Raw genomic sequence first — 23,414 nt, 5'->3', positions numbered from 1 at the left:
CACCTAAAACTGCACGAACGCAACAAGCGCACTGGTGAGCACACCCAGCCCCGCCAGGAACAAAGCCAGACGCGGTTGATACGGCATCAGCAATACCAGCACCAAGGCACTGAGCATCAATACCGCACACCATTGCACCAGGCCCAGGCTCCAACCGGTCGCCGCCACCGCGACCCATAAAGACAGCGTCAGCAGCACCCAGCCGCTCGCCCGCAGGGCCTGACGGCGGCGGGCCGATGGCTTGCGCCCCAGCAGGTCCGAGTGGTGACGGTCCATCGACAGGCACAGCGCGGTGAAACCGCCATAGCAGAGCAACAGCACCAGGTACATTCAGTTCACCTCGGGTTCAAGGGCTACCGGACGCGCCCGCTTGTTACGCGATTGACCCAGAGTTTTTGCCCTACCCGAGCGCTGCATTTTCCAGGCAGCCCAAGCGAGGAACAGCCCGCTGCCCAGGCACGTCAGATCGAAACCGGCCATGCTCCAGTCACCCTGCATCAGGGAAACACCCAGGTGTTGCGAGGTGGTCAAGGCATTGAGCAATGGCACACCCGCGAACAATATCGCCGCCAGCCCCAATTGCTCGACCCAGGCCCCGCGACCGGCACGGACCATCGCGTGTAACAGGCTCAACCCCCAAAGTATGAAGAAGCTATTGACCTCCCAATCGGCGCGCTCGGCGAAACTCACCGGCAACAAGCGATTGGCCCAGAAAAACCCCGCCACCGCGACCAGCAGGCCAGACATGCTGGCGATGTTCAGCACTTGCACCAGCCGTAGTTCGAACGGCACTACCGCGCTTTTGGCGTGTTTCAACTGGCGCTTGCCGAGCCAGAGCACCAGTCCGGTACCGATCATCGCCGTGCCCGCCAAACCGCAGATGAAGTACAGCCAGCGCAACAGCGGACCGGCAAAATGGCCCATATGCAGACCGAAAAAACTGCCGGCGATCGCTATCGGCAAGGGTTGTTCCGTGGACACTTTGAGTCGTTGACCGGTCACTGCGTTGAATGACTCCCCGCTGCCAAAGTCGCGGACCACACCGTCGGCGCTATGGCGCAAGACATTCACCGAAGCGTTCAGGTCGCCCGGGTTATTCACCGTCAGTTGCCCGACTTGTCCACCCGGCCACTGCTTGCGCGCCTGTTCGAGCAACGGCCCCAGCGCCATCAATTTGCCAGGTTGATCGGTTACCGGCGGGTTGTCGGTGGCCTGGGATACCTCATTGAAAAATGCCCGGGTATCCTTGCCATAGGAAGCGACGAGGCTCGCCGGCATCACCATCGACATGAAGATCACCAGACTGCTATAGGTGATCATCAGATGGAACGGCAACACCAGCACGCCGACTGCGTTATGCCCGTCGAGCCAGGAACGCTGGCCCTTGCGCGGGCGGAAGGTAAAGAAGTCCTTGAAGATTTTCTTGTGGGTGATGATGCCGCTGATCAAGGCAACGAACATCACCATCGCCGCTGTGGTCGATAACCAGCGGCCCCATGGACGGGGCATCTGCAACTCGAAATGGAAACGGTAGAAAAACTCGCCACCGGCTGTTTCGCGGGCCTGGACTTCGGCACCGGTCAAGGGGTCGAGCCACCTGTCGAAGACCTCGCCGCGCTTCCCCTCCTTGGCCTGCTCCTGCCACATCACCGAAAGCCCCGGTTCACGGACATCGGGCAAGCTGATAAACCAACGCGCAGCGCCTCCGGCATGCTGTTGCAGATAATTCTGCGCCAGCTCCAGACTGGCATCGCTGTTGATCAAACGCGCCGGGACTTCCGGCTGCATCCAGTGGCTGATTTCCGCTTTGAAGTAAGCCAGGGTACCCGTCAGGAAAATCGCGAACAGCAGCCAGCCGAAGATCAGCCCGCTCCAGGTATGCAGCCAGGCCATGGCCTGACGAAAGCCCTCTTTCATGAAAGGCCCATCCTGTACGCCAGCCCGCAGACCGCCGCCAGCACCAGGCTCGGCAGTATCAGCCCGAGCCACGCCTGCCAGGCGCTGCGACAGGCGAAACACCAGAGCACCGCGACCAGATAGACCAGAAACGAGGTCATCATCGCGCTCACCACTGCTTCGGCGCGTGCCATGGGCAGCAACAAGCTCAGGCACACACTGGCCAGCGACGCGACGAGGTAACCGCCCAGCACCGCGGCCAGTACCCGCGAAGTGACCGCCAATCGATAGGAAACGGGGAGCGAGCTGGTTTTGCCTTTCATGTTTCGACCTTGAAACGAGTGAGGACTCGTGAACGTCACGGGACCAACAAGACTGCGATATTAATGATAAATATTCTCATACGCAAAAGTGTCAGATCAGGTCGCACTGCTAACGGATTTGCCGGATGCCGGTGCTCGCCCCTACAATGCGAACAATTCTTGTTCTCTAACGCATTTTGATGCGGCCGGAGTGGTCCCATTGCAGCCAGTCGAAACCCTCTATCACGCCCATCACAACTGGCTCAACGGTTGGTTGCGACGCAAGCTCGGCTGTCCTGACAGCGCGGCGGACCTGGCCCAGGACACCTTCATGCGGGTGCTGATCGCACGGGAAACACCGCAGATCATCGAGCCACGGGCGTTCCTCACCTGCATTGCCAAGCGCGTGCTGTTCAACCATTACCGCCGTCAGGACCTGGAACGTGCCTACCTCGACGCACTGGCGCAGATGCCGGAAAACGTCGCACCGTCCGAGGAAGAACGGGCGATCATCCTGCAAACCCTGATGGAGCTCGACCAGTTGCTCGATGGCCTGCCGCGCCTGGTCAAACGCGCCTTTCTGCTCGCTCAGGTCGATGGGCTGACGTATCCACAGATCGCCACCGAGCTGGGCATTTCCATCGCCACGGTCAAACGACACCTGAACAAAGCGGCGATGCGCTGCTACTTCGCCCTGTGAACAACACAATGAACACTCCAGCGGATTTTTCCTCCCGGATCGCCGAGCAGGCTGTGCACTGGTTGATGGAAATGCAGCAAGGGCCTTTGAGCCCGCGCCAGCAGCACGCCTGGCAGCAATGGCACGATGCTCATAGTGAGCATCAACGGGCCTGGGAGCATATCCAGCAGGTCAATCGACGACTTCGCGGTTTGTCTTCCCCCTTGGCCCACGCCGCACTCAATGCGCCGAAGCCCGGCAGCCGTCGTCAGGCATTGAAGCTGTTACTGATTCTCGGGGCCGGCTCGGCAGCCACCTGGGGCATACGCGAGCACAATCCGCTGACCCCGCTGCTGGCCGATTACCGCAGCCCGATCGGCCAACGGCGCAAGGTGCCGCTCGGCGATGACAGTCAGTTGCAGCTCAATACTGCCAGCTCGGTCGATGTCCGCAGCGAAGGTCAGCACCGGCTGATCCATTTGCTGGAAGGCGAAATACTGTTGACCGCTGCTCAAGCGTTTCAAGTGCGCACCACCCAGGGCCTGTTGAAAACCCAGGGCGCGCGACTGAACGTGCGGCAGTTTTCCGATCACACCCAGGTCGCGGTGTTCGAGGGTCGCGTCGAGTTGACGCCAGACGGCGGTTCACCGCTGATGCTGCAAACTGCCCAGCAGTTGAGCTTTGGCGCAAACAGCATCGGCAATCCCCGGCCGCTGGACGCCAACAGTGGCGCCTGGGCCGACGGCATGTTAGTGGCCGCACACATGCGCCTGGGGGATTTTCTCGATGAACTCGGTCGTTATCGCCGCGGGCAACTCAACTGCGACGCACAGGTCGCTGATCTATTGATCTCCGGCACGTATCCACTGGACGACAGCGAACGGATTCTCGACCTGCTGGAAATCAGTTTGCCGGTGAAAGTGAAACGCTTTACCCGGTATTGGGTGACGGTTGAGGCGAAGGTTTAAAAGCAGGATCAAAAAATCGCAGGCTGCCTGTAGGAGCTGCCGAAGGCTGCGATCTTTTGATCTTTTGATCTAAAAAAACCCAAACACGTGAGCCGTTTTTCAGATCTGGCGTGACAGAGAAGGAAAGCCCCCTTGTTTTTACCTTCTCAGGATCGTCATCCATGCAACCCACCCGCCTCACACCGCTGGCCCGTACCTTGCGCCAACTTCTACTGGGCGCCAGCCTGAGTTTTTGCGCCGTGGCGCCGGGACATGCCGCAGACGCCAAGCCATACCACATCGCACCGTCCTCGCTGGAAAACGCGCTCAACCAGTTCGGCCGTGAAGCCGGTGTGCTGATTTCCTTTGGCTCGCTAGTCACCAGCGGCGTGCAGAGTCGCGGTCTGGAAGGCAACTACACCCCCTCGCAAGGCTTGAACGCCTTGCTTGAAGGCACCGGCCTGCAAGCCCGCGCCGAGGGCAACAACGCCTTCAGCCTGCAGCCAGTGGATGATGCCGCGCTGGAGCTGGACACCTCGAAAGTGGTCGGCGACTGGCTGGGTGACGCGGCGCAAACCAACGTCTTCGAGCATCCCGGCGCTCGCGACGTAATCCGTCGCGAAGAGTTTGAACGCCAGGGCGCGACCCAGGCCAGGGACGTGCTCAACCGCATCCCCGGGGTCAACGCACCGGACAACAACGGCACCGGCAGCCATGACATGGCGCTGAACTTCGGCATTCGCGGCCTCAATCCACGGTTGGCGTCGCGTTCGACGGTGCTGATGGACGGCATCCCGGTGCCCTTCGCACCTTACGGCCAGCCACAGCTGTCGTTCGCCCCGATCAGCATGGGCAACATGGACGCAGTGGATGTGGTGCGCGGCGGCGGTGCGGTGCGCTACGGCCCGCAGAACGTCGGTGGCGTGGTCAACTTCGTGACCCGCGCGATTCCCGATGCACCGACAGTCAAGGGTGGCTTGCAGACTGAAACCAGCCCTTCCTCCAGCCACGACGGTTTCAAGACCACCGGCAACCTGCTGGCCGGTGGCACCGCCGATAACGGCCTGGGCGGCGCGATTCTGTACTCGGGCACCCGCGGGGGCGACTGGCGCGAACACAGCGATAGCGAAATTGACGATCTGATACTCAAGGGCCAATACCAACTCGACGACGCCAACAGCTTTAACGCCATGGCGCAGTATTACGAGGGCAAGGCGGACATGCCCGGCGGCCTGAACGTCGCCGACTACGATGCCGACCCGTACCAGTCGACCCGCCCGAAAGACCAGTTCTGGGGCCGTCGGACGATGTTCAACTTCGGTTATCGCTACCAGGAAGATCGCCGGGAATTCACCGCCAACACCTTCTTCACCAAAACCTTGCGTAGTGGCTATCTGGATCAGGGCACATTCCTCTCGCTGTCGCCTCGGGAGTACTGGGTGCGAGGTCTGGAAACCCGATTCGCCCAAGGCTTCGATCTCGGCCCCACCCGTCATGAAGTGGGCGTTGGCTATCGCTACATCAACGAGGCCGGCCACGAACTGCGCTACCGCACGCCGATCGCCAGCAACGAATACCCGACCACCAACAGCCGCAATGACCGTGACACCCGTGGCGGTACCGAAGCCAATGCGTTCTTCGTCGACGACCGGATCGACATCGGCAAGTGGACGATCACGCCGGGCATCCGCTACGAGATGATCGAGTCGCAGCAGACTAACAACCTGACCAACGTGAAATTCAAGGGCGACTACAACACCGCACTGCCGGCGTTGAACGTGCTTTATCACCTGACTGACAGCTGGAACCTCTACGCCAATACCGAAGGCTCATTCGGCAGCGTGCAGTACAGTCAGATGCCTAACCGGGTGACCAGCGGCGAAGTCAAACCCGAGAAAGCTCGCACCTGGGAGCTTGGCACCCGTTACGACAACGGTGCATTGCGCGCCGAGATCGGCGCGTTCCTGATCAACTTCGACAACCAGTACGAAAGCAACCAGACCAACGACTCGGTGATCGCCCGGGGCGAAACCCGCCATCAAGGCATCGAAACCAGTGTCAACTATGCCCTCGATGATTTGAGCCCGGCACTGGCCGGTTTCGATGTGTACGCCACCTATGCCTATGTTGATGCGACCATCCGCGAAGACGGGCCGAACAAAGGCAATCGCGTACCGTTCTCTTCGAAACATAAAGGCACGATCGGCGTCGGTTATACCGAAGGCGCCTGGAAACTGAACCTGGACAGCAGCTATCAGAGCGACCAGTTCGCCGACAATGCCAACACCTCGGCAGAAAGCGCCGATGGCAGCACTGGGAAGATTCCGGGCTACGTGCTGTTCAGCAGCCGCGCGGCCTACGACTTCGGACCGCAACTGGCAGACTTGAATGTAGCGGTGGGGATCAAAAACATCTTCAACCACCAGTACTTCACCCGGTCGTTCGATGACAACAACAAGGGCAAATACGTGGGGGAACCGCGGACGGTGTATGTGCAGACGTCGGTGGCTTTCTAAGCGCCCAAACCAAAACGGGCCTGCTTAAGCAGGCCCGTTTTCAATGGAAAGGTAAAAAGTCAGTCAGGCTTCAGCCGTTTTGCGCAGCCTGTTCATTCTCGAGAAATTCTTCTTCCAGCAGCACATCGGCATGGGCGCGAGATCCGATTGGCACCACAGCAGCACGTGGTTTGCCACGCAGTTTGCCGAACAGGTGTTCCAGTGCATGTTCGAGTTTGGTGGCTGCACCCTCGATCGCCAGTTCCAGCGAAGCAGCTGTATGGGTGACCGAAATCGGTTGATGGCCTTTTGGCCGCGCTTCCAGCTGGCAGCGCATATCGTGGGGACCGGGTTTATCGCCGTTCTCGTCCCGCAGGTGAACCTCGACCCGTGTCAGGTCTTCTTCGTATCGGTCAAGCGTGCTCTCAATGGTAGTACGTACCCACTCCTCCAGTCGGATGCTGCTTTGAATATGGTTATCGCTATTGACTTGGATTTGCATAGTTCATCCCTTATTTCAGCTAGCTCGCGAGAGGCTCCCCGGTTGCCTTTGGGCGTGTTCACCGTGACCTCTTGCTTACACAATCGGTCTGCTCGCAAAACAATTCAACCCCTAAAAAAAGATAATTTCGGATTCGCAAAAAAAGCCGGACAAAGGACAAATGCGCTGTTAAGGTCGGGAGTCGGGTCGCACCGGCTTCCCCTCTCCATTCTTCACAACTGCCCCTCGCCCAAGGGGTGCAGGCTGCGAAAAATTCCTGCCTCCTCCACCAGCCAGTCATGCACCGCGCGCACGCCCGGATGGCTCAGCGCACCCGGCGCATAGAGCAGTACATAGCGCTTGTGATTGGGCACCGCGAGACCAAACGGCACGATCAACGTACCGCGTTCCAGTTCGTCATTGAGCAATGTGCGACGGGCAATGGCCACGCCCATACCGGCAATCGCCGCCTCAATCGTCAGGTGGTTGCGATTGAAGGTATGCCCGCGTCGCACATCCGCGCCCTCGAAGCCGATGGCGTTCAGGTAGAACTCCCACTCCGCGTATTCATAACTGCCGCGCCAGGCGGTGATGTCATGCAGCAACGGAAAATGCATCAGGTCCGCCGGCCCGTGTAGTGGCGGTCGGCCACGCAGCAGGCTGGGAGCACACACCGGGAAAATCTGCTCGTCGAGCAAGGCTGTGGATAACAATCCGGGATAACTGCCGTCATTCAGGTCAATAGCCAGATCGAAGTCGCCTTCATGCAACGGCACGCTGCTGTCCTCGGCCACCAGACGCAATTGGATATCCGGGAAACGCTGCTGCAAACGCGGCAGGCGCGGGGTCAGCCACTTGCTCAGGAACGACGGAATCGAGCGTAGCCGTAAAATCCCGCTGATCATCCCGGCGTCCAGTCGTCGTAATTCCGCATCGATGTTGCCGTAGGCCTCGTTGACCGTAATGGCCAGTCGCTGGCCTTCGGCGCTCAACTCGACGCCCCGGGCGCGACGGTGAAACAGGCGAAAACCCAGCCGTTCTTCCAGTTGCCGAATCTGCTGACTGACCGCACCCGGCGTGATGTGCAGTTCTTCCGCGCAACGGGTGAAGGACAGGTGACGCGCTGCGCATGAAAACACATGCAACCAGACGTAAGTCTGGGCATGAAGTTGACGACTCATCGTTTAGTCCTGCTAAAGGCTGTCTTAGAAAGTTTCGTTGGTCACCCAGGACCGAGAGAGGCAGTATCGCCGACATTGCGCTCGTCCTACAAAAAATGGCAGCGATTTCTACTCCATTGCTTGTAAGGGTTTAGCATGGCTATCAGTGTTTTCGATCTATTCAAAGTCGGTATCGGGCCGTCCAGCTCCCATACCGTCGGCCCTATGCGGGCCGCCGCGACCTTCGCCCAATCGCTGTTTGACCAAGGTCTGCTGGATGAGGTTCGACGGGTGGAAATCCGCCTGTACGGTTCACTCTCCGCCACCGGCGTCGGCCATGCGACCGACCGTGCCTGCGTGATGGGGCTGATGGGCGAGTGGCCCGACAGCATTGATCCGACCAGCATCGGCCCGCGCATTCAGCAGCTGCATGAGTCCGGTGAATTGTCACTGGGCGGTCGCTCGACCATTGCCTTCGACTGGCAGCGCGATTTGCTGTTGCTCGACGAAAGCCTGCCCTACCACCCGAATGCCATGTCTCTGACGGCTTTTGGCGAAACCGGCGAGCTCTGGGAACAGACCTGGTACTCGGTCGGTGGTGGTTTCATTGTCGAAGCGGCCGAAGCCGAATCCGGGGTCTCTCCTGCCGCTGATGTCGAGTTGCCTTACGATTTTTCCAGCGCCGCTGAACTGCTCTCTCTCTGCAACCAGCATGGCCTGCGGGTTTCCGAATTGATGATGGCCAATGAACGGGCCTGGCGCAGTGACGCGCAAATCCGCAGTGGCCTGCTGCATATCTGGTCGGTTATGCGCGAGTGCGTCGAGCAAGGTCTGCGCCACGAAGGCATCCTGCCAGGTGGCCTGAATGTGCCGCGCCGGGCAGCGAAACTGCACCGCAGCCTGCTGGAAATCGGCAAGCCGAATGTCATCAGTTCGACCTTGTCGGCAATGGAATGGGTCAACCTGTTTGCCCTGGCCGTGAACGAAGAAAATGCCGCCGGCGGGCGCATGGTTACCGCGCCTACCAATGGCGCCGCCGGGATCATCCCGGCCGTGCTGCATTACTACATGAAGTTCAATCCTGAAGCCTGCGACGACGATGTCGTGGCGTTCTTTCTCGGTGCTGCGGCGGTGGGAATCCTGTGCAAGAAAAACGCCTCGATCTCCGGTGCCGAAGTCGGCTGCCAGGGTGAGGTCGGCTCTGCCTGCGCAATGGCCGCCGCCGGCCTCGCCGATATCCTCGGCGCCACCCCGGAGCAACTGGAAAACGCCGCCGAGATCGGCCTGGAACACAATCTGGGGCTGACCTGCGACCCGGTCGGCGGACTGGTGCAAGTGCCGTGCATCGAACGCAACGCAATCGCCGCCGTGAAGGCGATCAACGCCACGCAAATGGCCCTGCGCGGCGACGGCAAACATTTCATTTCCCTGGACCGGGTGATCCGCACCATGCGCGATACCGGCGCCGATATGCATGACAAATACAAAGAGACTTCACGGGGCGGCCTGGCGGTGAGCTGGGTGGAATGCTGAGACGCATTCCCTGACCGTCATTCCCGCGTGAGCCCGAGCAAGAACAATAACGAGGCGATACCGATGACCGATGTACGTACACCTGCTGCCGATAATCCCGCTGTAGACGTTTCACGACACACAGTTGCGACCAGCAATAGCTGGAGCAAACACGACACCACCTGGATGCTCGGCCTCTATGGCACAGCGATCGGCGCGGGCACCTTGTTCCTGCCGATCAACGCTGGCGTAGGCGGTTTCTGGCCGCTGCTGGTGCTGGCCGTGTTGGCCTTCCCGATGACCTTCTTCGCCCACCGAGGCCTGACCCGCTTTGTGTTGTCCGGGCGTTCCGGCGACATCACCGAAGTGGTTGAAGAACACTTCGGCGTTGGCGCCGGCAAGCTGATCACCCTGCTGTACTTCTTTGCGATCTTCCCGATCCTGCTGGTGTACAGCGTGGCGCTGACCAACACCCTGAGCAGTTTCATGGAGCATCAGCTGCACATCACCCCGCCACCACGGGCGATCCTCTCGCTGCTGCTGATCCTCGGCTTGATGGCCATCGTGCGCTGTGGCCAGAGTGTGATCGTCAAGGCCATGAGCGTGCTGGTCTACCCGTTCGTCGCGGCCCTGCTGCTGCTCGGCTTGAGCCTGATCCCCAGCTGGAACGGTTCGTTCTTCGCCTCCGCCAGCGAAGGCATGTCGCTGCCAATGTTCTTCAAAACCCTGTGGCTGGCGATTCCCGTGATGGTGTTCTCGTTCAACCATTCGCCGATCATTTCCGCCTTTGCGCTCGACCAGAAACAACGTTACGGCGATCAGGCCGAACGCAAGAGCAGCGGCATCCTCGCGATCGCCCACAGCATGATGGTGCTGACGGTGATGTTCTTCTGCTTCAGCTGCGTGCTGGCGTTGTCTCCCGCGGACCTGGCGGCTGCCAAGGCGCAGAACATCTCGATCCTGTCCTACCTGGCCAACCACTTCCAGACCCCGGTCATCGCCTATGCCGCACACTTGATCGCGCTGGTGGCCATCACCAAATCCTTCCTCGGCCACTACATCGGCGCCAGCGAAGGCTTCCAGGGTTTGATCGTGAAAAGCCTGCGCAGCCGCGGCCGGGTCATGTCGGCGAACTGGCTGAACCGTGCGACCGCGCTGTTCATGGTGCTCACCTGCTGGGCCGTGGCAACCTTCAACCCGAGCATCCTCGGGATGATCGAAACCCTTGGCGGACCGATCATCGCCTGCCTGCTGTTCCTGATGCCGATGTATGCGATTCGTCGGGTACCGGCACTGCGCCAGTACTCCGGGCCGCTGTCGAATGTGTTCGTGGTCGTGATCGGTTTGGTGGCACTGTCAGCGATCATCTTCTCGTTTATGCCCTGAAACGGGCACCGCATGAAAGGCGGGAAAGTGGGCCTGCCAATGCCAGTCAGTTAAGGATTTCGAGACGAATTTCGCACTTGTGGCGAGGGAGCTTGCTCCCTCGCCACAAGTGTTGAGCACAGCGGATTGAACGATATTGCGGCATGCCCTTTGCTTTGTTCAGTCATGAGGGAATGGAGGTTTGAAACCTCAGCGAACGGCTAGCCGGTGGTCCGGAATTGCGAACTTATCCTGATCACAGCCGGTCAATGACTGCATGTTCCAATCAGGCGGTGACGCAACATGGACAATCCATTTCAGATTATTACCGACGCTTTCGCCCCCAACTATCAGGTCAACCTGAGCATTCAGGGGCTCGACGGCAGCATCATGCTGACCCTTTCCAACGCCGGCCACGTGGTGGCCAAACGGATAATCAGTGCTGAACAACGCAATGACCCGCAGCGCCTGAAACGGCTGGTGCAAAGTATTCAGTTCGGCATCGCCATCGAACATGGCCACAGCGCCATGGCGATTCTCGAAGCCATGACCGACAGCGATACCCTCAATCTGCCGCTATCGCGTAAAGGCCGGTCAGCCAGCCAGCCCTCGCGCGCGGGTATTTAAAGACTGGATCTAAATCTCGCCCTTCTCCACTTCCAGGTACTCGACCGAACCCGTTCTGCCCTTGCGTTGCGGGCGTTCGACTTTCACCGAAGGGAACTGCGACGAGGCGTAACGCACCACCAGAATCGCAAACGCCAGCAGCAAAATCCCACCGCACAGATAAATAATCCCCAGGTCTGGCGGGCTGTGGTGCGACACATTGGAAATCAGCAAACGGGTCAGCGCAGTGATCGCCACATAGATCAGGAAGCGCACCGGCATGTGGTTGGTCTTGAAGTAAATGCCAACCATCGCACCCAGCTCGAGGTAGATGAACAGCAGCAGAATGTCATCGATCTTGATATGACCCTCTTCGATCATCTGCAGAAATTCCATCACCGCAGCCCAGGCCGTTACCGCACCAATGGCGAACAGCGCCAGGTAGTGGAAGGTCTCGACAAACAGATTGCCCAGGGATTCGGCCACTTCGTGGACGTTTTGCCGCAGGTTCTCGGCCCAATTGATTTTCACGATAGTACTTCCTTAGGTCGGTTCGACCGGATCATGCGGGTTTGATGTGACGGTTGATCTGCATGCAGAAAAAAGGCCAGAGAGTGATAGGTGAGATGGTGGCGGGTTGGCATGAGGCACTTTCTGGGGTGTCTGTCTGACTTGTGCCTACTTCGAGATCTGCGCCTGTAACCGTCGACCGATCACGTCCAGCAAATCACACCCATCGCGCAGCGCAATGGCGCAGAGCCGCGCGAAGTCGTGGAGGATCACCGCATCGGTATGAATCTCCTCGCGCATGGCCAGATTCTCCATCAGCTGAGTGACGGCACGGATGCGGTAATCGGCAGCGTCTTGCAGCACATCGAGTGGCGCCTGGGTGTCGACGAACAGGGTCGGGATATCGCAATCGTTGCTGGTGAGGGGCATGTAGCGATGGGTGGAAAAAGGTGGATCGGGGGTAAGTGTTTTCATTTGAGAGCTCCAGTGATGCATGGGAGCTGCCAACGGCCTTCCTACGGGCTTGGGTGGCAGCTATACGCGGGGTAGGAATACCGAGTACCAGAGAGACTCGGCCACGTCGAAACGTGCCCGCGCACAGCCGCCGAAACTGATCTTACGGACGCACGTTAATCGCCGCAATCAGGTGTCGACGCTAAACGCGTCTCTCGTATTAAAGGGTTCCTACACCCTGTCACTGAATTTGCAGTGACACCCAAAGCCTATCGACGAAGCCAATCCCTCGCCAGTTCACACAAACCGCCACAATCCGCGGGAAATTTCCGATGACTTCGCCCGGAAACGTGGTCCTTTGTGGGAGCGAGCTTGCTCGCTCCCACAGTGGCCAGGCAACACAGCCTCCCTGACAAACCTTAAAACACAGCTACATTAAAAAGCCACTACCCAAAGCGCCCGGATTCGCTTATCCTTTTAGCTGTATAAAAATACAGTAGTCGCAAAAAACAATTTTCGTGAAGGCATGTGAGGTGGTGAATGGCCGTCGAAGTGGTATACCGCAGCAGCCGAGATCTGGAGCGTTTGTTCATGGATAAAGCCGAAGCTGACCGTCATGACAAAATGCTCGAACTCGCCGAGTTGCTGGCTGAAGTGTTGCAAAAAGCCGTTCCGTCGCTGACCGAGCAGCAAGTGGAAGAAGCCGGGATCTATATGGCGAAAAACCGCGATGTGTTCGCCAAGGCATTCAAGAGCCAGCCGGACGCCCTGTCCGAGTTGCTCAACGTGCCGGCTGAAGTAGTCGAAGTAGCTGAACCGGTTGAAGCAACTGCAGCAGCTGAGCCAGTTGAAGCAACTGAAGCAGCGGAGCCCGTCAAGCCCGCAAAAGCCGTGAAAGCCGCCAAACCCGCGAAGTAAGCAACGCCCGAATTGAATAGGCCCTGAGTCACTGACTCAGGGCCTTTTTCAGGCTTGCAGGAAAGTTTAATCCTCAGGTTTTTCCAACGCCTCGACCAGCGTCTTGAAGAACCGGGCCGCCTCGCCGCCGGTCACCGCCCGGTGATCGAAGGTCAGCGACAGTGGCAGGATCGGATGCACCACGACCTTGCCGTTCATCGCGACCGGTTCATCGCGAATGGCGCCGGCGGCGAGAATTGCCACTTGTGGCGGCACCACTACCGGGTTGGCGTAGCGCCCGAACAAGGTGCCGAAATTGGACAGGGTCAGGGTCGCGCCCATCATCTCCTGGGGCGGTATCGAGCGCGCCTGGACGTCGGCGCGCAATCGATTCATGCCCTCTTTAAGGTCGGCCGACGCACGCTTGCCGACGTCGCGCAGCACCGGCACGAACAATCCGTCCGACGTGTCCACGGCGATGCCCAGGTCGAGCGTCTGGTGCTGCTTGATCGACAACGACTTGCCGTCGAACGCACTGTTCAACACCGGTTCTACCGCACAGGCGGCGGCCATGGCCTTGGCCAGGCGAATCAACGGATCCCGGGCCTGGCCCCAGCGATGCAAGTCGGCATCCCCGAAGATCGTCACCGGCACTACTTCGGCGTGGGACCTGGCCATGTTCAGCGCCATGCTGCGACGCACGCCACGCAGCTTCTCGCCGCCGAATTTTTCGCGCTCGGTCCGCGATGCACCCTCGACATCGCTGCGGGTGATCAGGCCATCAACGCCGGAGCCGCTCAACCCGCTCAAGTCGATCCCCAGTTGCCGGGCCAATTGCCGTACCGCCGGGGTGGCGCGGGTGGTCATGTGCTCACGCGTCGAGGGGGCCGCGCCGACGAAAAACTGATCGACCTGGCCGCTGCCACCCCCTTCCAGGCGCCCGACCACCGTACTGGCATCCGCCTCGCCTTCATAACCAAGCAATGGCTCGCCAACATGCAGGATGTCGCCTTCAGCGCCGTAGGTTTTCGCGACCACTCCGCCATAGGGCGCGGGGATATCCACCAGTGCCTTGGCAGTTTCCACCGAGACCAGCAATTGATCGGCCTTGACCGTATCGCCAACCTTGACGTGCCACTTGACGATTTCCGCTTCCTGAAGACCTTCGCCCAGATCGGGCAGTTTGAAAAATTTCATCACTCCTTCCTCGGGCTCAGGCGAAATTCAGCACGCTATCGCAGGCGTGAAGAATGTCTTCAACGCTGGGAATATACAGTTGCTCGAGCCGATACAGCGGTGGCGGGATATCCGGCGCAGTAACCCGCAGGATGGGCGCCTGCAATTCCAGCAACGCCCGCTCGTAGAGGCTGGCAGCGATTTCCGCACCGACACCGCAGGAGCGCGGCGCTTCATGGATAATCACGCAACGACCGGTTTTGCGCACCGAGGCCTCCAGGGTGTCGAGGTCCAAGGGTTTGATGCAGGCGACGTCGATCACTTCCGCCGACACGCCCTGCTCGGCCAGTGCGGTGGCGGCCTGCAGCGTTTCCATGACGCTGGCGCCCCAGCTGATCAAGGTGATATCGCTGCCTTCGCGCAAGGTGAAACAGCTATCGAGCGGCAGGCGCTTGCCGTCATCGACCAGCGGTTGCGGGTTCATGCGGTAGAGCCGGGTCGGTTCCAGAAACACCACCGGATCCGGATCGTCAATGGCCGCCAGCAGTAGGCCATAGGCCCGGGCCGGCGAAGATGGGATCAGCACTCGCAGCCCCGGAATATGCGCGAACAACGCCTCGGTACTCTCACTGTGATGCTCCGGCGCACGAATCCCGGCCCCCATCGGGGAGCGCAGCACCATCGGGCAGGTGATCCGTCCCCGCGTACGGTTGCGCATGCGACTGGCGTGGGACACCAGGTGCTCCATGGTGGCGTAGATGAAGCCCATGAACTGGATTTCCACCACCGGTTTCAAACCTTGGGCGGCCATGCCTATCACCAGCCCGCCGAGCATGGTTTCGGCCAGCGGTGAGTCGATCACCCGCTTGAAGCCGAAGCTGTCCCGCAGCCCCAGGGTGGCGCGAAACACCCCGCCGTTCACGCCGACGTCTTCGCCCAGAACGATGACATTTTCGTCCTCGCCCATGGCTCGATGCAGGGCCAGGTTCACCGCTTCGAGCTGGCTGACTTTGACGTCACTCATGAGCCGCACCTCCCGCGCGCCGGGCTGCCCGTTCGAGAAACCATTCGCGCTGATCGGCCATGACTGCCGGCCATTGTGCGTAGACGTAATCCATCAGCGTTTCGGGCGGCTGAATGCCGGCCGCGTCGAAGTTATCCACTGCGCGTTGCACCAGCCCCTGGCACTCGGCAATCAGCGCCTGCTCGCGACCTTCGTCCCAGATGCCCTGCCCGGCCATGAAGGTTTGCAGGCGTTTGATCGGCTCTTCGAGCCAAGCGTGCTTGACCTCCTCGGCGGAGCGATAGCGCGTGGCATCGTCGGCAGTGGTGTGGTCGCCGAGGCGATAACTCACGCATTCCAGCAACACCGGACCTTTGCCGTGACGCGCCCGTTCCAGAGCGACTTGCATACGGTCATAGACTGCCAGAAGGTCATTGCCGTCGACCTGTTCACCATGGAACCCGGCGCCGATCGCCTTCTGCGCCAGAGTCGGCGCACCGCACTGAATCCGCCGCGGCACCGAGATCGCCCACTGGTTGTTGTTGATCACGAACACCACCGGCAACTGCCAGGCACCCGCCACGTTAAGAGACTCGAGAAAGTCGCCCTTGCTGGTGGCGCCGTCGCCGCAGGTGGTCACCGCCACCCGGTGTTCGCCGCGGATCTTGAACGCGCTGGCGACTCCGCAGGCATGCAGCGCCTGGGTCGCAATCGGTACGCAGATGGGAAAGTCCTGAGCCACCGCAGGCTCGGCAAAGTGGCTGCCGCGCTCGTCACCGCCCCAGTACAGGAGGATTTCTTCCATTCGCACCCCGCGCATCAACTGCACGGCGGTGTCGCGGTAATACGGCACCAGCACATCTTCGGCGTGCATCAGGCTGCCGATCGCCACGCCGATCGCCTCTTGGCCGAGGGTCGGCGCGTAGGTACCGATGCGTCCGGTACGTTGCAGGGCGACAGCTTTCTGATCGAACAGGCGAGTCAGCACCATCTGCCGGTAGAGGTGCGTCAGCAGATTGAAATCATCCGCCCAGGCAGGCAGTTCACCGAGCAGTTGGCCATTGGGGGATAAATAACGGGTGTAGGGAAGGTCGACCTTGTTACAAGGCATGGCACAGCTCCTTGCACGCCGGATAAGCGTGAAGCTGATAAGCCCGGCGCTCGTGACGCTGGACTGTGGAGCAAGTTGGCCGGGTTGCAGCCTATGCTCCTAAGGATACAGCAGACGCTCCGCCAACTCGTCCGCGACCCGCGCCGGGGAGCGTTTTTCGGCCTGGGCGTGGGCGAAGACTTCGGTCAGCCGCGCGCCGATTTTCGACAAATGCGCCGTAATGACCGGCAACTCCTCGCCGCGATGTTTCAGCGAGACGTAAATCAGCCCGCCGGAATTGATCACGTAATCCGGCGCATACAGAATCCCGCGGTTCTCCAGTTGATCGGCGACTTGCAGATTGGTCAGCTGATTGTTCGCCGATCCCGCTACCGCCGCGCAGCGCAATTGGGCGACGCTGTGACTGTTGAGCACGCCACCCAGGCCACACGGCGCAAGAATGTCGCAAGGCGTGCTGAGCAATGATTCGTTGGCAATCGGGTGGGCACCGAGTTGCTCCATGGCCAACTGCACTTTGCCCGGGTCGATGTCGCTGACCAGCAACTCGGCACCGGCGGCATGCAGCTGTTCGGCAAGCGCAAAACCGACATTGCCCAGGCCCTGAACGGCAATCCGCAAGCCCTCGAGGTTATCGATACCCAGGCGGGCGATGGCGGTGGCGCGGATTCCGGCGAACACACCCATGGCGGCATGCGGCGACGGATCGCCCGCTGCAGTGGTGCTGGTGACATGTTGGGTTTGTTGGGCGATGCAATCCATGTCGGCAACCGAGGTGCCGCTGTCGATGGCGGTGATATAGCGACCGTCGAGTTGTTCGACGCAGCGACCGAAGGCTTCAAACAATGCGGAACGGCTTTCGACATGGGGCGGGCGAATAATCACCGCTACGCCGCCGCCTTGGGGCAGTCCGGCCAAAGCAGCTTTGTAACTCATCCCCTGGGCCAGGCGCACGGCATCCGCCACGGCACTTTCATCGTCGGGGTAGGCAAGGTATCGACAACCGCCAAGGGCAGGTCCCAGGCGACTGCAATGGATAGCAATCACCGCCTTCAAACCGGTCGCTGGGTCGACACTCAGGTGCAGCGATTCAAGGCGGGTGCTTTGCATGAGAGCGAACATCATCGGGCTCCCGAATCAAGCTTCTAGTCGCCAGTATAGGCTTGTGGCGAAAGATTGCAGAAACGCCCGAGAATAAGCCGAGGCGGATTTCAAGCTTTAAGACATAACCTGCAACCTCATGTGTACAGCACTGGACGAAAGCCTGCGACGGGGCTAAAACGAGGCATTGACCGGAGATTTCGATGACCCCGCGCCAGGCTTTTTTCGACTGTCTGCAACGCTCTCCGCCAGCGCTCTTTGAAGCGGCGGTGTGGATCGCTGTCGAGCATGATCCGGCGGTAGAGCCAGAGGTGCTGCTGCGCAACTTCAAGGAACTGGTGCAACGGGTCAGCTGCGGTTTACCCCTGCTGCCGGTGAGTGAACTCGGGCAGCCTTTGCTGCGCCGGATGAATGACCTGAGGTTCGCCCAGGATGACGCCACACCGCTACGGCCCCAGGCCGCATTGGTCAATAAAGTACTGGAACGTAAACGCGGACAACCCCTGGCGCTGGGCTTGATCGCCCTGGAGTTGGCCAGGCGCCTGGAGATCCCGTTGGTCGGAGTCAACTTCCCCGGGCATTTCCTGCTGCGAGTGCCGGGCGCCGATCATTTGCTCGACCCTTGTGGCGGGCGCCGCTTGTATCCCAATGACTGCCGCGATCTGCTGCAACGCCAGTATGGCCAGAACATGAAGCTCAGTGCCGAGCATTTGCTCACCGCCGAGCCGGTTCAAATGCTGCAGCGCCTGTCGCGCAACTTGCGTCAGCTGCACCTGGCCAACGACGACAACCTCGGCGCGTTGATCGACGCCGAGCGCGTGCTGGAACTGGGCAACGCCAGCGCCTCCGACTACCTGGCCCGTGCCAGCCTCTACCAGCGCCTCGACTGCCCGAATGCCGAACGTTTCGACCTGGAGCATGCGTTGTTGCTTAGTGAGGATCCGATCCAGCGGTTGCGGCTGACCGAACGGCTGGGGCATTTGCCGCCGAATTCGATTGTGCATTGAGTACCGTTCCTGCGGTAACGGCGGCCAGTGTTTTACCGAGTACATATCCGTTCCAGCGGTAACGGCGGCTGGCTGCTTTTTCGGCGTACATATCCGTTCCTGCGGTAACGGCTGCTGGCGGTTTCGCCCTTACGGCGAGTCACTTTTTTTCAAACGCCAAAAAAAGTAACCAAAAAACGCTTGCCCCTCCATCCGGTCCCTCGCCCAGGCTCGGCATACCCTCGCTCCGGTGCCATCCAGGGGGCGCCGCAATGCGGCGGAACTCGGCTTCGCCGAGGGGCGCTTCGCGCCATCCCCCTGGATGACACCTCCACTCGGCTCTACTGGAAAAGGGGCCTGGTCCTAGCCTGTGAGAGCAATGCTTATCAGAACCATTGAAGAACTGTCACGGACGGTTTTTGCTTCGCTTGTTCGCTTGTTCGCTTGTTCGCTTGTTCGCTTTCGCTCTGGCTCTGGCTCTGGCTCTGGCTTTTGATCTTGATCTTGATCTTGATCTTGATCTACCCGCCCCTTCGGCAGGCCGAGTGGAGGTGTTCATCAGGGGGGTGGCGCGTAGCGCCGTCAGCGCAGCTGACTCCGCCGCATTGCGGCGCCCCATGATGGACACCGGAGCGAGGGAACACCGAGCCTTGGCGAGGTGCCGTACGCTCGGGGCGAGCGTTTTTTGGTTACTTTTTTTGGCGTTTGAAAAAAAGTGACTCGCCGTAAGGGCGAAACCCTAAGTGGCCGTAACCGCAGAAATGGATATGTACACCGACCTCAAGCGCCAGGCCGGCTGTCAGGCCGCCTTCACGCCCTGAGCCTTTCCGTCAACTCGGTTTGGCCTTGTCAGAGCCGCCTTCATCGCAAGCAAGCCCCGCAAAATCAAGATCAAAAGATCGCAGCCTGCGGCAGCTCCTACAAGGGGACGCGTACATCCAAGCCGGCCGGTCAGCCGCCTCGCTTTTGCCGTTGCTTTGGCTTTTGATCTGCCCGCCCCTTCGGCAGGCCGAGTGGAGGTGTTCATCAGGGGGGTGGCGTGAAGCGTCGTCAGCGCAGCTGCCTGCGTCGCATTGCGGCGCCCCATGATGGACACCGGGGAACACCGAGCCTTAGCGAGGTGCCATACGCTCGGGGCGAGACCTTTTGGGTACTTTGGGCTGGGCCGGCACTCCGGCGTTTGCCAAAAGTGCCTCGCCGTAAGGGCGAAACCCTAAGTGGCCGTTACCGCAGGAATGGATATGTACACCGACCCTGAAGCGCCAGGCCGGCTGTCAGGCCGCCTTCGCGGGCAAGCTCTACGCCATCGGGGCCGCTGCGCGACCCAGCGGGAGCAAGCTCCCTCGCCACAAAAAATGCCAGTGTCCGCTCAAGTTACCGGGGTATCCGGTTGCTGCGCCGGATGAGCCTTGAAAAACGCCGGATGCTGGGCCGCCAACGCGGCCACCCGGCGAATCCGCGGATAGGCTTCGAGGGCAATGTTGAACCGCTCGGCCGCATACAGCTGCGGTATCAGGTAAACATCCGCCAGTCCCGGCTCATCGCCGAAGCAGTAACCCTGGTTGCCGATCAAGTGTTCGACCGCCGCCAGCCCTTGGGTGATCCAGTGGCTGATCCACTGCACCACCTGGACCTCGTCGTGGCCCCATTGACGCAGCAGATTGAGCACGCTGACGTTGTGCAGCGGATGTATGTCGCAACCGATCAACGACGCCACTCCACGCTCGTGAGCACGGGTGGCCAGGTCGGTGGACAGCAGCGGCGGCTGTGGATAACGTTCCTCGAGGTACTCGATGATCGCCGGTGACTGGATCAGCAGCTCGCCTTCATCGGTGCGCAAAGCCGGGACGCGGCCCTGGGGGTTGATGCCCAGGTACGCCGACTGCCGATGTTCGCCGCCCTGGGGGGCGATCAGATTGACCGGCAGTGCCTGGTAATCCAGGCCCTTGAGCGCCAGCGCGATTCGCACCCGATAAGACGAGGTCGAACGGTAGTAAGTGTAGAGTTCCATGGCTCGAACCTCTTAACGTGCCGGGAGGATTTTGCCGCGGCATTCACCGAAACCGATGGAGGCAACACCCTCAGCGCTGCAGCGCGCACGCAGGATGATTTCGTCACCGTCTTCGAGGAATTTGCGCACCTCGCCCGAGGCCAGTTCGATCGGCTTTTTGCCGCCCTCGGTGATTTCCAGCAGGCTGCCGAACTGACCATTCTCAGGCCCCGACAAGGTGCCCGAACCGAATAGATCACCGGCCTGCAACTGACAGCCATTGACGCTGTGGTGCGCGACCATCTGCGCCACGGTCCAGTACATGTGTTTGGTGTTGCTCAAGGTCAGGCGATGGGCCGGCAGGTTCTGCTCGCGCATCGACTCGGTCAGCAGCAGCACTTCCAGTTCGATATCGAAGGCACCGGCGGCCTGGTCGCGCTTGTCGAACAGGTACGGCAACGGCTGTGGATCGCCTTCCGGACGAGCCGGCTGGGCACGCCGGAATGGCTCCAGCGCTTCAGCGGTCACCACCCACGGCGAAATACTGGTGATGAAGCTTTTCGACAGGAACGGCCCCAGCGGCTGGTATTCCCAGGCCTGGATATCCCGCGCCGACCAGTCGTTGAGCAGGCAGAAGCCGGCGATGTGTTCGGCGGCATCACCAATGGCGATCGAGTCGCCCATTTCATTGCCCTGCCCGATCCAGATGCCCAGTTCCAGTTCATAGTCCAGGCGCGCGCACGGGCCGAAAGTCGGTTCGGTCTGGCCGGCCGGCAGGGTCTGGCCTTTTGGCCGGCGCACGTCAGTGCCCGACGGGCGAATGGTCGAAGCGCGACCGTGGTAGCCGATCGGTACGTATTTGTAGTTTGGCAGCAGCGGGTTGTCGGGACGAAACAGCTTGCCGACGTTTTGCGCGTGCTCAATGCCGACGTAGAAGTCGGTGTAATCGTTGATCTTCGCCGGCAGGTGCATTTGGCAGTTCACCGCCAGCGGCAGCAGTTTCGCGCCTTGGGCTTCGATCTTGCCGCGCAGGGTACTGCCTTCGGCGAACAATTCAAGCAGACGTTCGCGCAACGCGACCCGGGCACTGCGGCCCAGATTGAAGAAGGCATTCAGCTGGCCGCCGAGGGTGGCTTCGACCGCCGTGCGTGCGGCGCCGTCAAACAGACCGGCACCCAGCGCCGCCTCCAGGTCGAAGATATGCTCCCCGATGGCCACGCCGCTGCGCGGTGTGCCGCCCTTGATACTGAACACGCCCAGCGGCAGGTTCTGCAGCGGGAAGTCGGCGTGGCCGTTGGCGGAGGCAACCCAGCTGCGAGTAATGGTTGGCTGATTCATCGGTTATCTCCGGTTCGGATTGAAAGTAGCGGGCAGCGAGGCCCAGCAAGCATCATAGTTGTTCTGCAACTGCGGGCAGTCGAGGGCGAAACGGCTCGGCCGCAGCACCTGGCTGGTCTCGAACATAAAGGCCATGGTGTTGTCGATCTTGCTCGGTGAAAGCTCGGCGGCAATTGCTTTGGTGCAGGTTTCGCCATCCGGTCCGTGGGCGCTCATGCAGCTGTGCAAGGACGCGCCGCCCGGCAGGAAACCTTCGGCCTTGGCGTCGTAGCTGCCCTGGATCAGGCCCATGAACTCGTTCATCAAGTTGCGATGGAACCACGGTGGACGGAAGGTGTTCTCGGCCACCATCCAGCGTGGCGGGAAAATCACGAAGTCGAGGTTAGCCAGGCCGTGGACGCTGGTGGGCGACGTAAGGACAGTGAAGATCGACGGATCGGGATGGTCGAAACTGACCGTACCAATGGTGTTGAAACGCCGAAGGTCGTATTTGTACGGCACATTGTTGCCATGCCAGGCGACCACGTTGAGCGGCGAATGATCCAGCTCACAACCCCAAAGCTCGCCAAGAAACTTCTGTACCAGGGTGGTCGGCTGCTTGAGGTCTTCGTAATGCGCGACCGGGGTCAGGAAATCCCGCGGGTTGGCCAGGCCATTGCTGCCGATCGGCCCCAGATCCGGCAGGCGCAGCGGCGCGCCATGGTTCTCGGCGATGTATCCGCGAGCCTGGGCATCGAGCAGCTCGACACGGAATTTCAGACCACGAGGCAGTACGGCGATTTCCAGCGGTTCCAGTTCCAGCACGCCCAGTTCAGTGGCGATGCGCAGACGGCCTTGCTCAGGCACCAGCAGCAGCTCGCCGTCGGCATTGAAGAATACCCGCTCCATGGAGCGGTTGGCGCGGTAGTTATAAATGCTGATCCCGGTCGGTTTCTGCGCCGTCGAATTGGCGGCCATGCTCACCAGGCCGTCGATGAAGTCGGTCGGCTCGGAAGGAATATCCAGTGGATTCCAGCGCAGACGATTGGGCGTCACCTCACCCAGCGGGCCACCGTCCAGTTGCCGATCGAGCTTCACAAAGGCCGGATGATTGGCCGATGGCTGAATGCGGTACATCCAGGTGCGCCGTGTTTCGCTACGGACCATGGTAAAGGCAGTGCCGGAGAACAGTTCGGTGTAGAGACCGTAGGGCGCCTTTTGCGGGGAGTTCTGGCCGACGGGCAATGCACCAGATAGCGCTTCACTACTGAATTCATTACCGAAGCCTGACTGATAAGCCAGCGCTGGTGTCGCGGAATCGAGGGTCATGGAGCCTCCTGAAAATGGAGTGGGCAGTGAGCCGCATCTCCAATAAGAAGCCTCGGCACGCTGCATTGTTTTTATCGTAATCCAATTACGCATAACGTAAT

General features: G+C 60.3%; 21 protein-coding genes and 1 pseudogene. 8 read left to right on the top strand and 14 right to left on the bottom strand.

What is annotated here, in order from left to right; genetic code table 11:
• Window positions 1-3: 3 nt before the first annotated feature.
• The 3 genes from AC3IUA_RS05525 to AC3IUA_RS05515 are packed head-to-tail and all read right to left on the bottom strand — an operon-like array spanning window position 4 to window position 2,219.
• Window positions 4-330: a DUF3325 domain-containing protein gene (locus AC3IUA_RS05525; protein WP_489359501.1), complete on the bottom strand. Its 327-nt coding sequence runs from the start codon at window positions 328-330 to the stop codon at window positions 4-6.
• Window positions 331-1,917 (bottom strand): PepSY-associated TM helix domain-containing protein, encoded by a 1,587-nt coding sequence (locus tag AC3IUA_RS05520; RefSeq protein ID WP_489359500.1) that lies wholly within the window; start codon window positions 1,915-1,917, stop codon window positions 331-333.
• Window positions 1,914-2,219 (bottom strand): DUF3649 domain-containing protein, encoded by a 306-nt coding sequence (locus tag AC3IUA_RS05515; protein ID WP_489359499.1) that lies wholly within the window; start codon window positions 2,217-2,219, stop codon window positions 1,914-1,916. The genes AC3IUA_RS05520 and AC3IUA_RS05515 overlap by 4 nt, the downstream gene beginning before the upstream one ends.
• Window positions 2,220-2,409: 190 nt before the next feature.
• Here AC3IUA_RS05515 and AC3IUA_RS05510 point away from each other — a divergent pair, with 190 nt between their 5' ends.
• The 3 genes from AC3IUA_RS05510 (at window position 2,410) to fecA (ending at window position 6,340) form a co-directional block, all read left to right on the top strand.
• Entirely contained in the window at window positions 2,410-2,898 is a 489-nt protein-coding gene (locus AC3IUA_RS05510; RefSeq protein ID WP_489359498.1) for a sigma-70 family RNA polymerase sigma factor, read from the top strand.
• Window positions 2,899-2,906: 8 nt separating this feature from the next.
• Window positions 2,907-3,845 carry a FecR domain-containing protein gene (locus tag AC3IUA_RS05505; protein ID WP_489359497.1) on the top strand — a complete coding sequence of 313 codons (939 nt, stop codon included), beginning with the start codon at window positions 2,907-2,909 and terminating at the stop codon, window positions 3,843-3,845.
• Window positions 3,846-4,006: 161 nt separating this feature from the next.
• Window positions 4,007-6,340, top strand: a complete 2,334-nt coding sequence (gene fecA / locus AC3IUA_RS05500; protein ID WP_489359496.1) for a TonB-dependent Fe(3+) dicitrate receptor FecA — start codon at window positions 4,007-4,009, stop codon at window positions 6,338-6,340.
• Between the two features lie 70 nt (window positions 6,341-6,410).
• Here the strand turns inward: fecA and AC3IUA_RS05495 are convergent, their stop codons facing one another.
• Both AC3IUA_RS05495 and AC3IUA_RS05490 read right to left on the bottom strand, forming a co-directional pair.
• Window positions 6,411-6,821, bottom strand: coding sequence for an HPF/RaiA family ribosome-associated protein (locus AC3IUA_RS05495; protein WP_489359494.1), 411 nt, complete (start codon window positions 6,819-6,821; stop codon window positions 6,411-6,413).
• Between the two features lie 212 nt (window positions 6,822-7,033).
• Window positions 7,034-7,981 (bottom strand): LysR substrate-binding domain-containing protein, encoded by a 948-nt coding sequence (locus AC3IUA_RS05490; RefSeq protein WP_489359493.1) that lies wholly within the window; start codon window positions 7,979-7,981, stop codon window positions 7,034-7,036.
• Between the two features lie 135 nt (window positions 7,982-8,116).
• Here AC3IUA_RS05490 and AC3IUA_RS05485 point away from each other — a divergent pair, with 135 nt between their 5' ends.
• From AC3IUA_RS05485 to AC3IUA_RS05475, 3 genes are all read left to right on the top strand, one after another.
• Window positions 8,117-9,493, top strand: coding sequence for an L-serine ammonia-lyase (locus tag AC3IUA_RS05485; protein WP_489359492.1), 1,377 nt, complete (start codon window positions 8,117-8,119; stop codon window positions 9,491-9,493).
• A gap of 63 nt (window positions 9,494-9,556) precedes the next feature.
• On the top strand, window positions 9,557-10,858 hold the full coding sequence (locus AC3IUA_RS05480; RefSeq protein ID WP_489359491.1) for a serine/threonine transporter: 1,302 nt from the start codon (window positions 9,557-9,559) through the stop codon (window positions 10,856-10,858).
• Between the two features lie 282 nt (window positions 10,859-11,140).
• Entirely contained in the window at window positions 11,141-11,464 is a 324-nt protein-coding gene (locus AC3IUA_RS05475) for a DUF3509 domain-containing protein (protein ID WP_489359490.1), read from the top strand.
• Window positions 11,465-11,473: 9 nt separating this feature from the next.
• On the opposite strand, the gene AC3IUA_RS05470 is transcribed toward AC3IUA_RS05475, so the two are convergent.
• Both AC3IUA_RS05470 and AC3IUA_RS05465 read right to left on the bottom strand, forming a co-directional pair.
• Entirely contained in the window at window positions 11,474-11,974 is a 501-nt protein-coding gene (locus AC3IUA_RS05470) for a phosphate-starvation-inducible protein PsiE (protein ID WP_489359489.1), read from the bottom strand.
• Between the two features lie 147 nt (window positions 11,975-12,121).
• The gene (locus AC3IUA_RS05465) at window positions 12,122-12,427 is read right to left on the bottom strand and encodes a hypothetical protein (RefSeq protein ID WP_489359488.1); all 306 of its coding nucleotides are present in this window, start codon (window positions 12,425-12,427) and stop codon (window positions 12,122-12,124) included.
• A gap of 519 nt (window positions 12,428-12,946) precedes the next feature.
• Here AC3IUA_RS05465 and AC3IUA_RS05460 point away from each other — a divergent pair.
• A pseudogene (locus tag AC3IUA_RS05460) lies at window positions 12,947-13,186 on the top strand (YebG family protein); the annotation flags it as partial.
• 204 nt (window positions 13,187-13,390) lie between these two features.
• On the opposite strand, the gene AC3IUA_RS05455 reads toward AC3IUA_RS05460, so the two are convergent.
• The 4 genes from AC3IUA_RS05455 to AC3IUA_RS05440 all read right to left on the bottom strand — a co-directional run bounded on the left by AC3IUA_RS05455 (window position 13,391) and on the right by AC3IUA_RS05440 (window position 17,712).
• Window positions 13,391-14,500: a dihydrolipoamide acetyltransferase family protein gene (locus AC3IUA_RS05455; protein WP_489359486.1), complete on the bottom strand. Its 1,110-nt coding sequence runs from the start codon at window positions 14,498-14,500 to the stop codon at window positions 13,391-13,393.
• 16 nt (window positions 14,501-14,516) lie between these two features.
• Complete coding sequence (locus tag AC3IUA_RS05450) at window positions 14,517-15,503, bottom strand: alpha-ketoacid dehydrogenase subunit beta (RefSeq protein WP_489359485.1); 987 nt, start codon at window positions 15,501-15,503, stop codon at window positions 14,517-14,519.
• The gene (pdhA, locus tag AC3IUA_RS05445; protein WP_489359484.1) at window positions 15,496-16,593 is read right to left on the bottom strand and encodes a pyruvate dehydrogenase (acetyl-transferring) E1 component subunit alpha; all 1,098 of its coding nucleotides are present in this window, start codon (window positions 16,591-16,593) and stop codon (window positions 15,496-15,498) included. Before pdhA ends, AC3IUA_RS05450 begins: the two co-directional genes overlap by 8 nt.
• Before the next feature lie 99 nt (window positions 16,594-16,692).
• Window positions 16,693-17,712 carry a Leu/Phe/Val dehydrogenase gene (locus AC3IUA_RS05440; RefSeq protein ID WP_489359483.1) on the bottom strand — a complete coding sequence of 340 codons (1,020 nt, stop codon included), beginning with the start codon at window positions 17,710-17,712 and terminating at the stop codon, window positions 16,693-16,695.
• A gap of 182 nt (window positions 17,713-17,894) precedes the next feature.
• Here AC3IUA_RS05440 and AC3IUA_RS05435 point away from each other — a divergent pair, with 182 nt between their 5' ends.
• On the top strand, window positions 17,895-18,698 hold the full coding sequence (locus AC3IUA_RS05435; protein ID WP_489359482.1) for a SirB1 family protein: 804 nt from the start codon (window positions 17,895-17,897) through the stop codon (window positions 18,696-18,698).
• Window positions 18,699-20,046: 1,348 nt separating this feature from the next.
• Here the strand turns inward: AC3IUA_RS05435 and maiA are convergent.
• The 3 genes from maiA to hmgA are packed head-to-tail and all read right to left on the bottom strand — an operon-like array spanning window position 20,047 to window position 23,313.
• Entirely contained in the window at window positions 20,047-20,688 is a 642-nt protein-coding gene (maiA, locus tag AC3IUA_RS05430) for a maleylacetoacetate isomerase (protein ID WP_489359481.1), read from the bottom strand.
• 12 nt (window positions 20,689-20,700) lie between these two features.
• Window positions 20,701-22,005 carry a fumarylacetoacetase gene (fahA, locus tag AC3IUA_RS05425; RefSeq protein WP_489359480.1) on the bottom strand — a complete coding sequence of 435 codons (1,305 nt, stop codon included), beginning with the start codon at window positions 22,003-22,005 and terminating at the stop codon, window positions 20,701-20,703.
• A gap of 3 nt (window positions 22,006-22,008) precedes the next feature.
• On the bottom strand, window positions 22,009-23,313 hold the full coding sequence (gene hmgA / locus AC3IUA_RS05420; protein ID WP_489359479.1) for a homogentisate 1,2-dioxygenase: 1,305 nt from the start codon (window positions 23,311-23,313) through the stop codon (window positions 22,009-22,011).
• Window positions 23,314-23,414: the final 101 nt, after the last annotated feature.

The organism is Pseudomonas sp. KH_050, assembly GCF_057838875.1.
The sequence above is the reverse complement of the archived record's forward strand: the minus strand, read 5'-3'. Positions and strand labels throughout refer to the sequence as shown.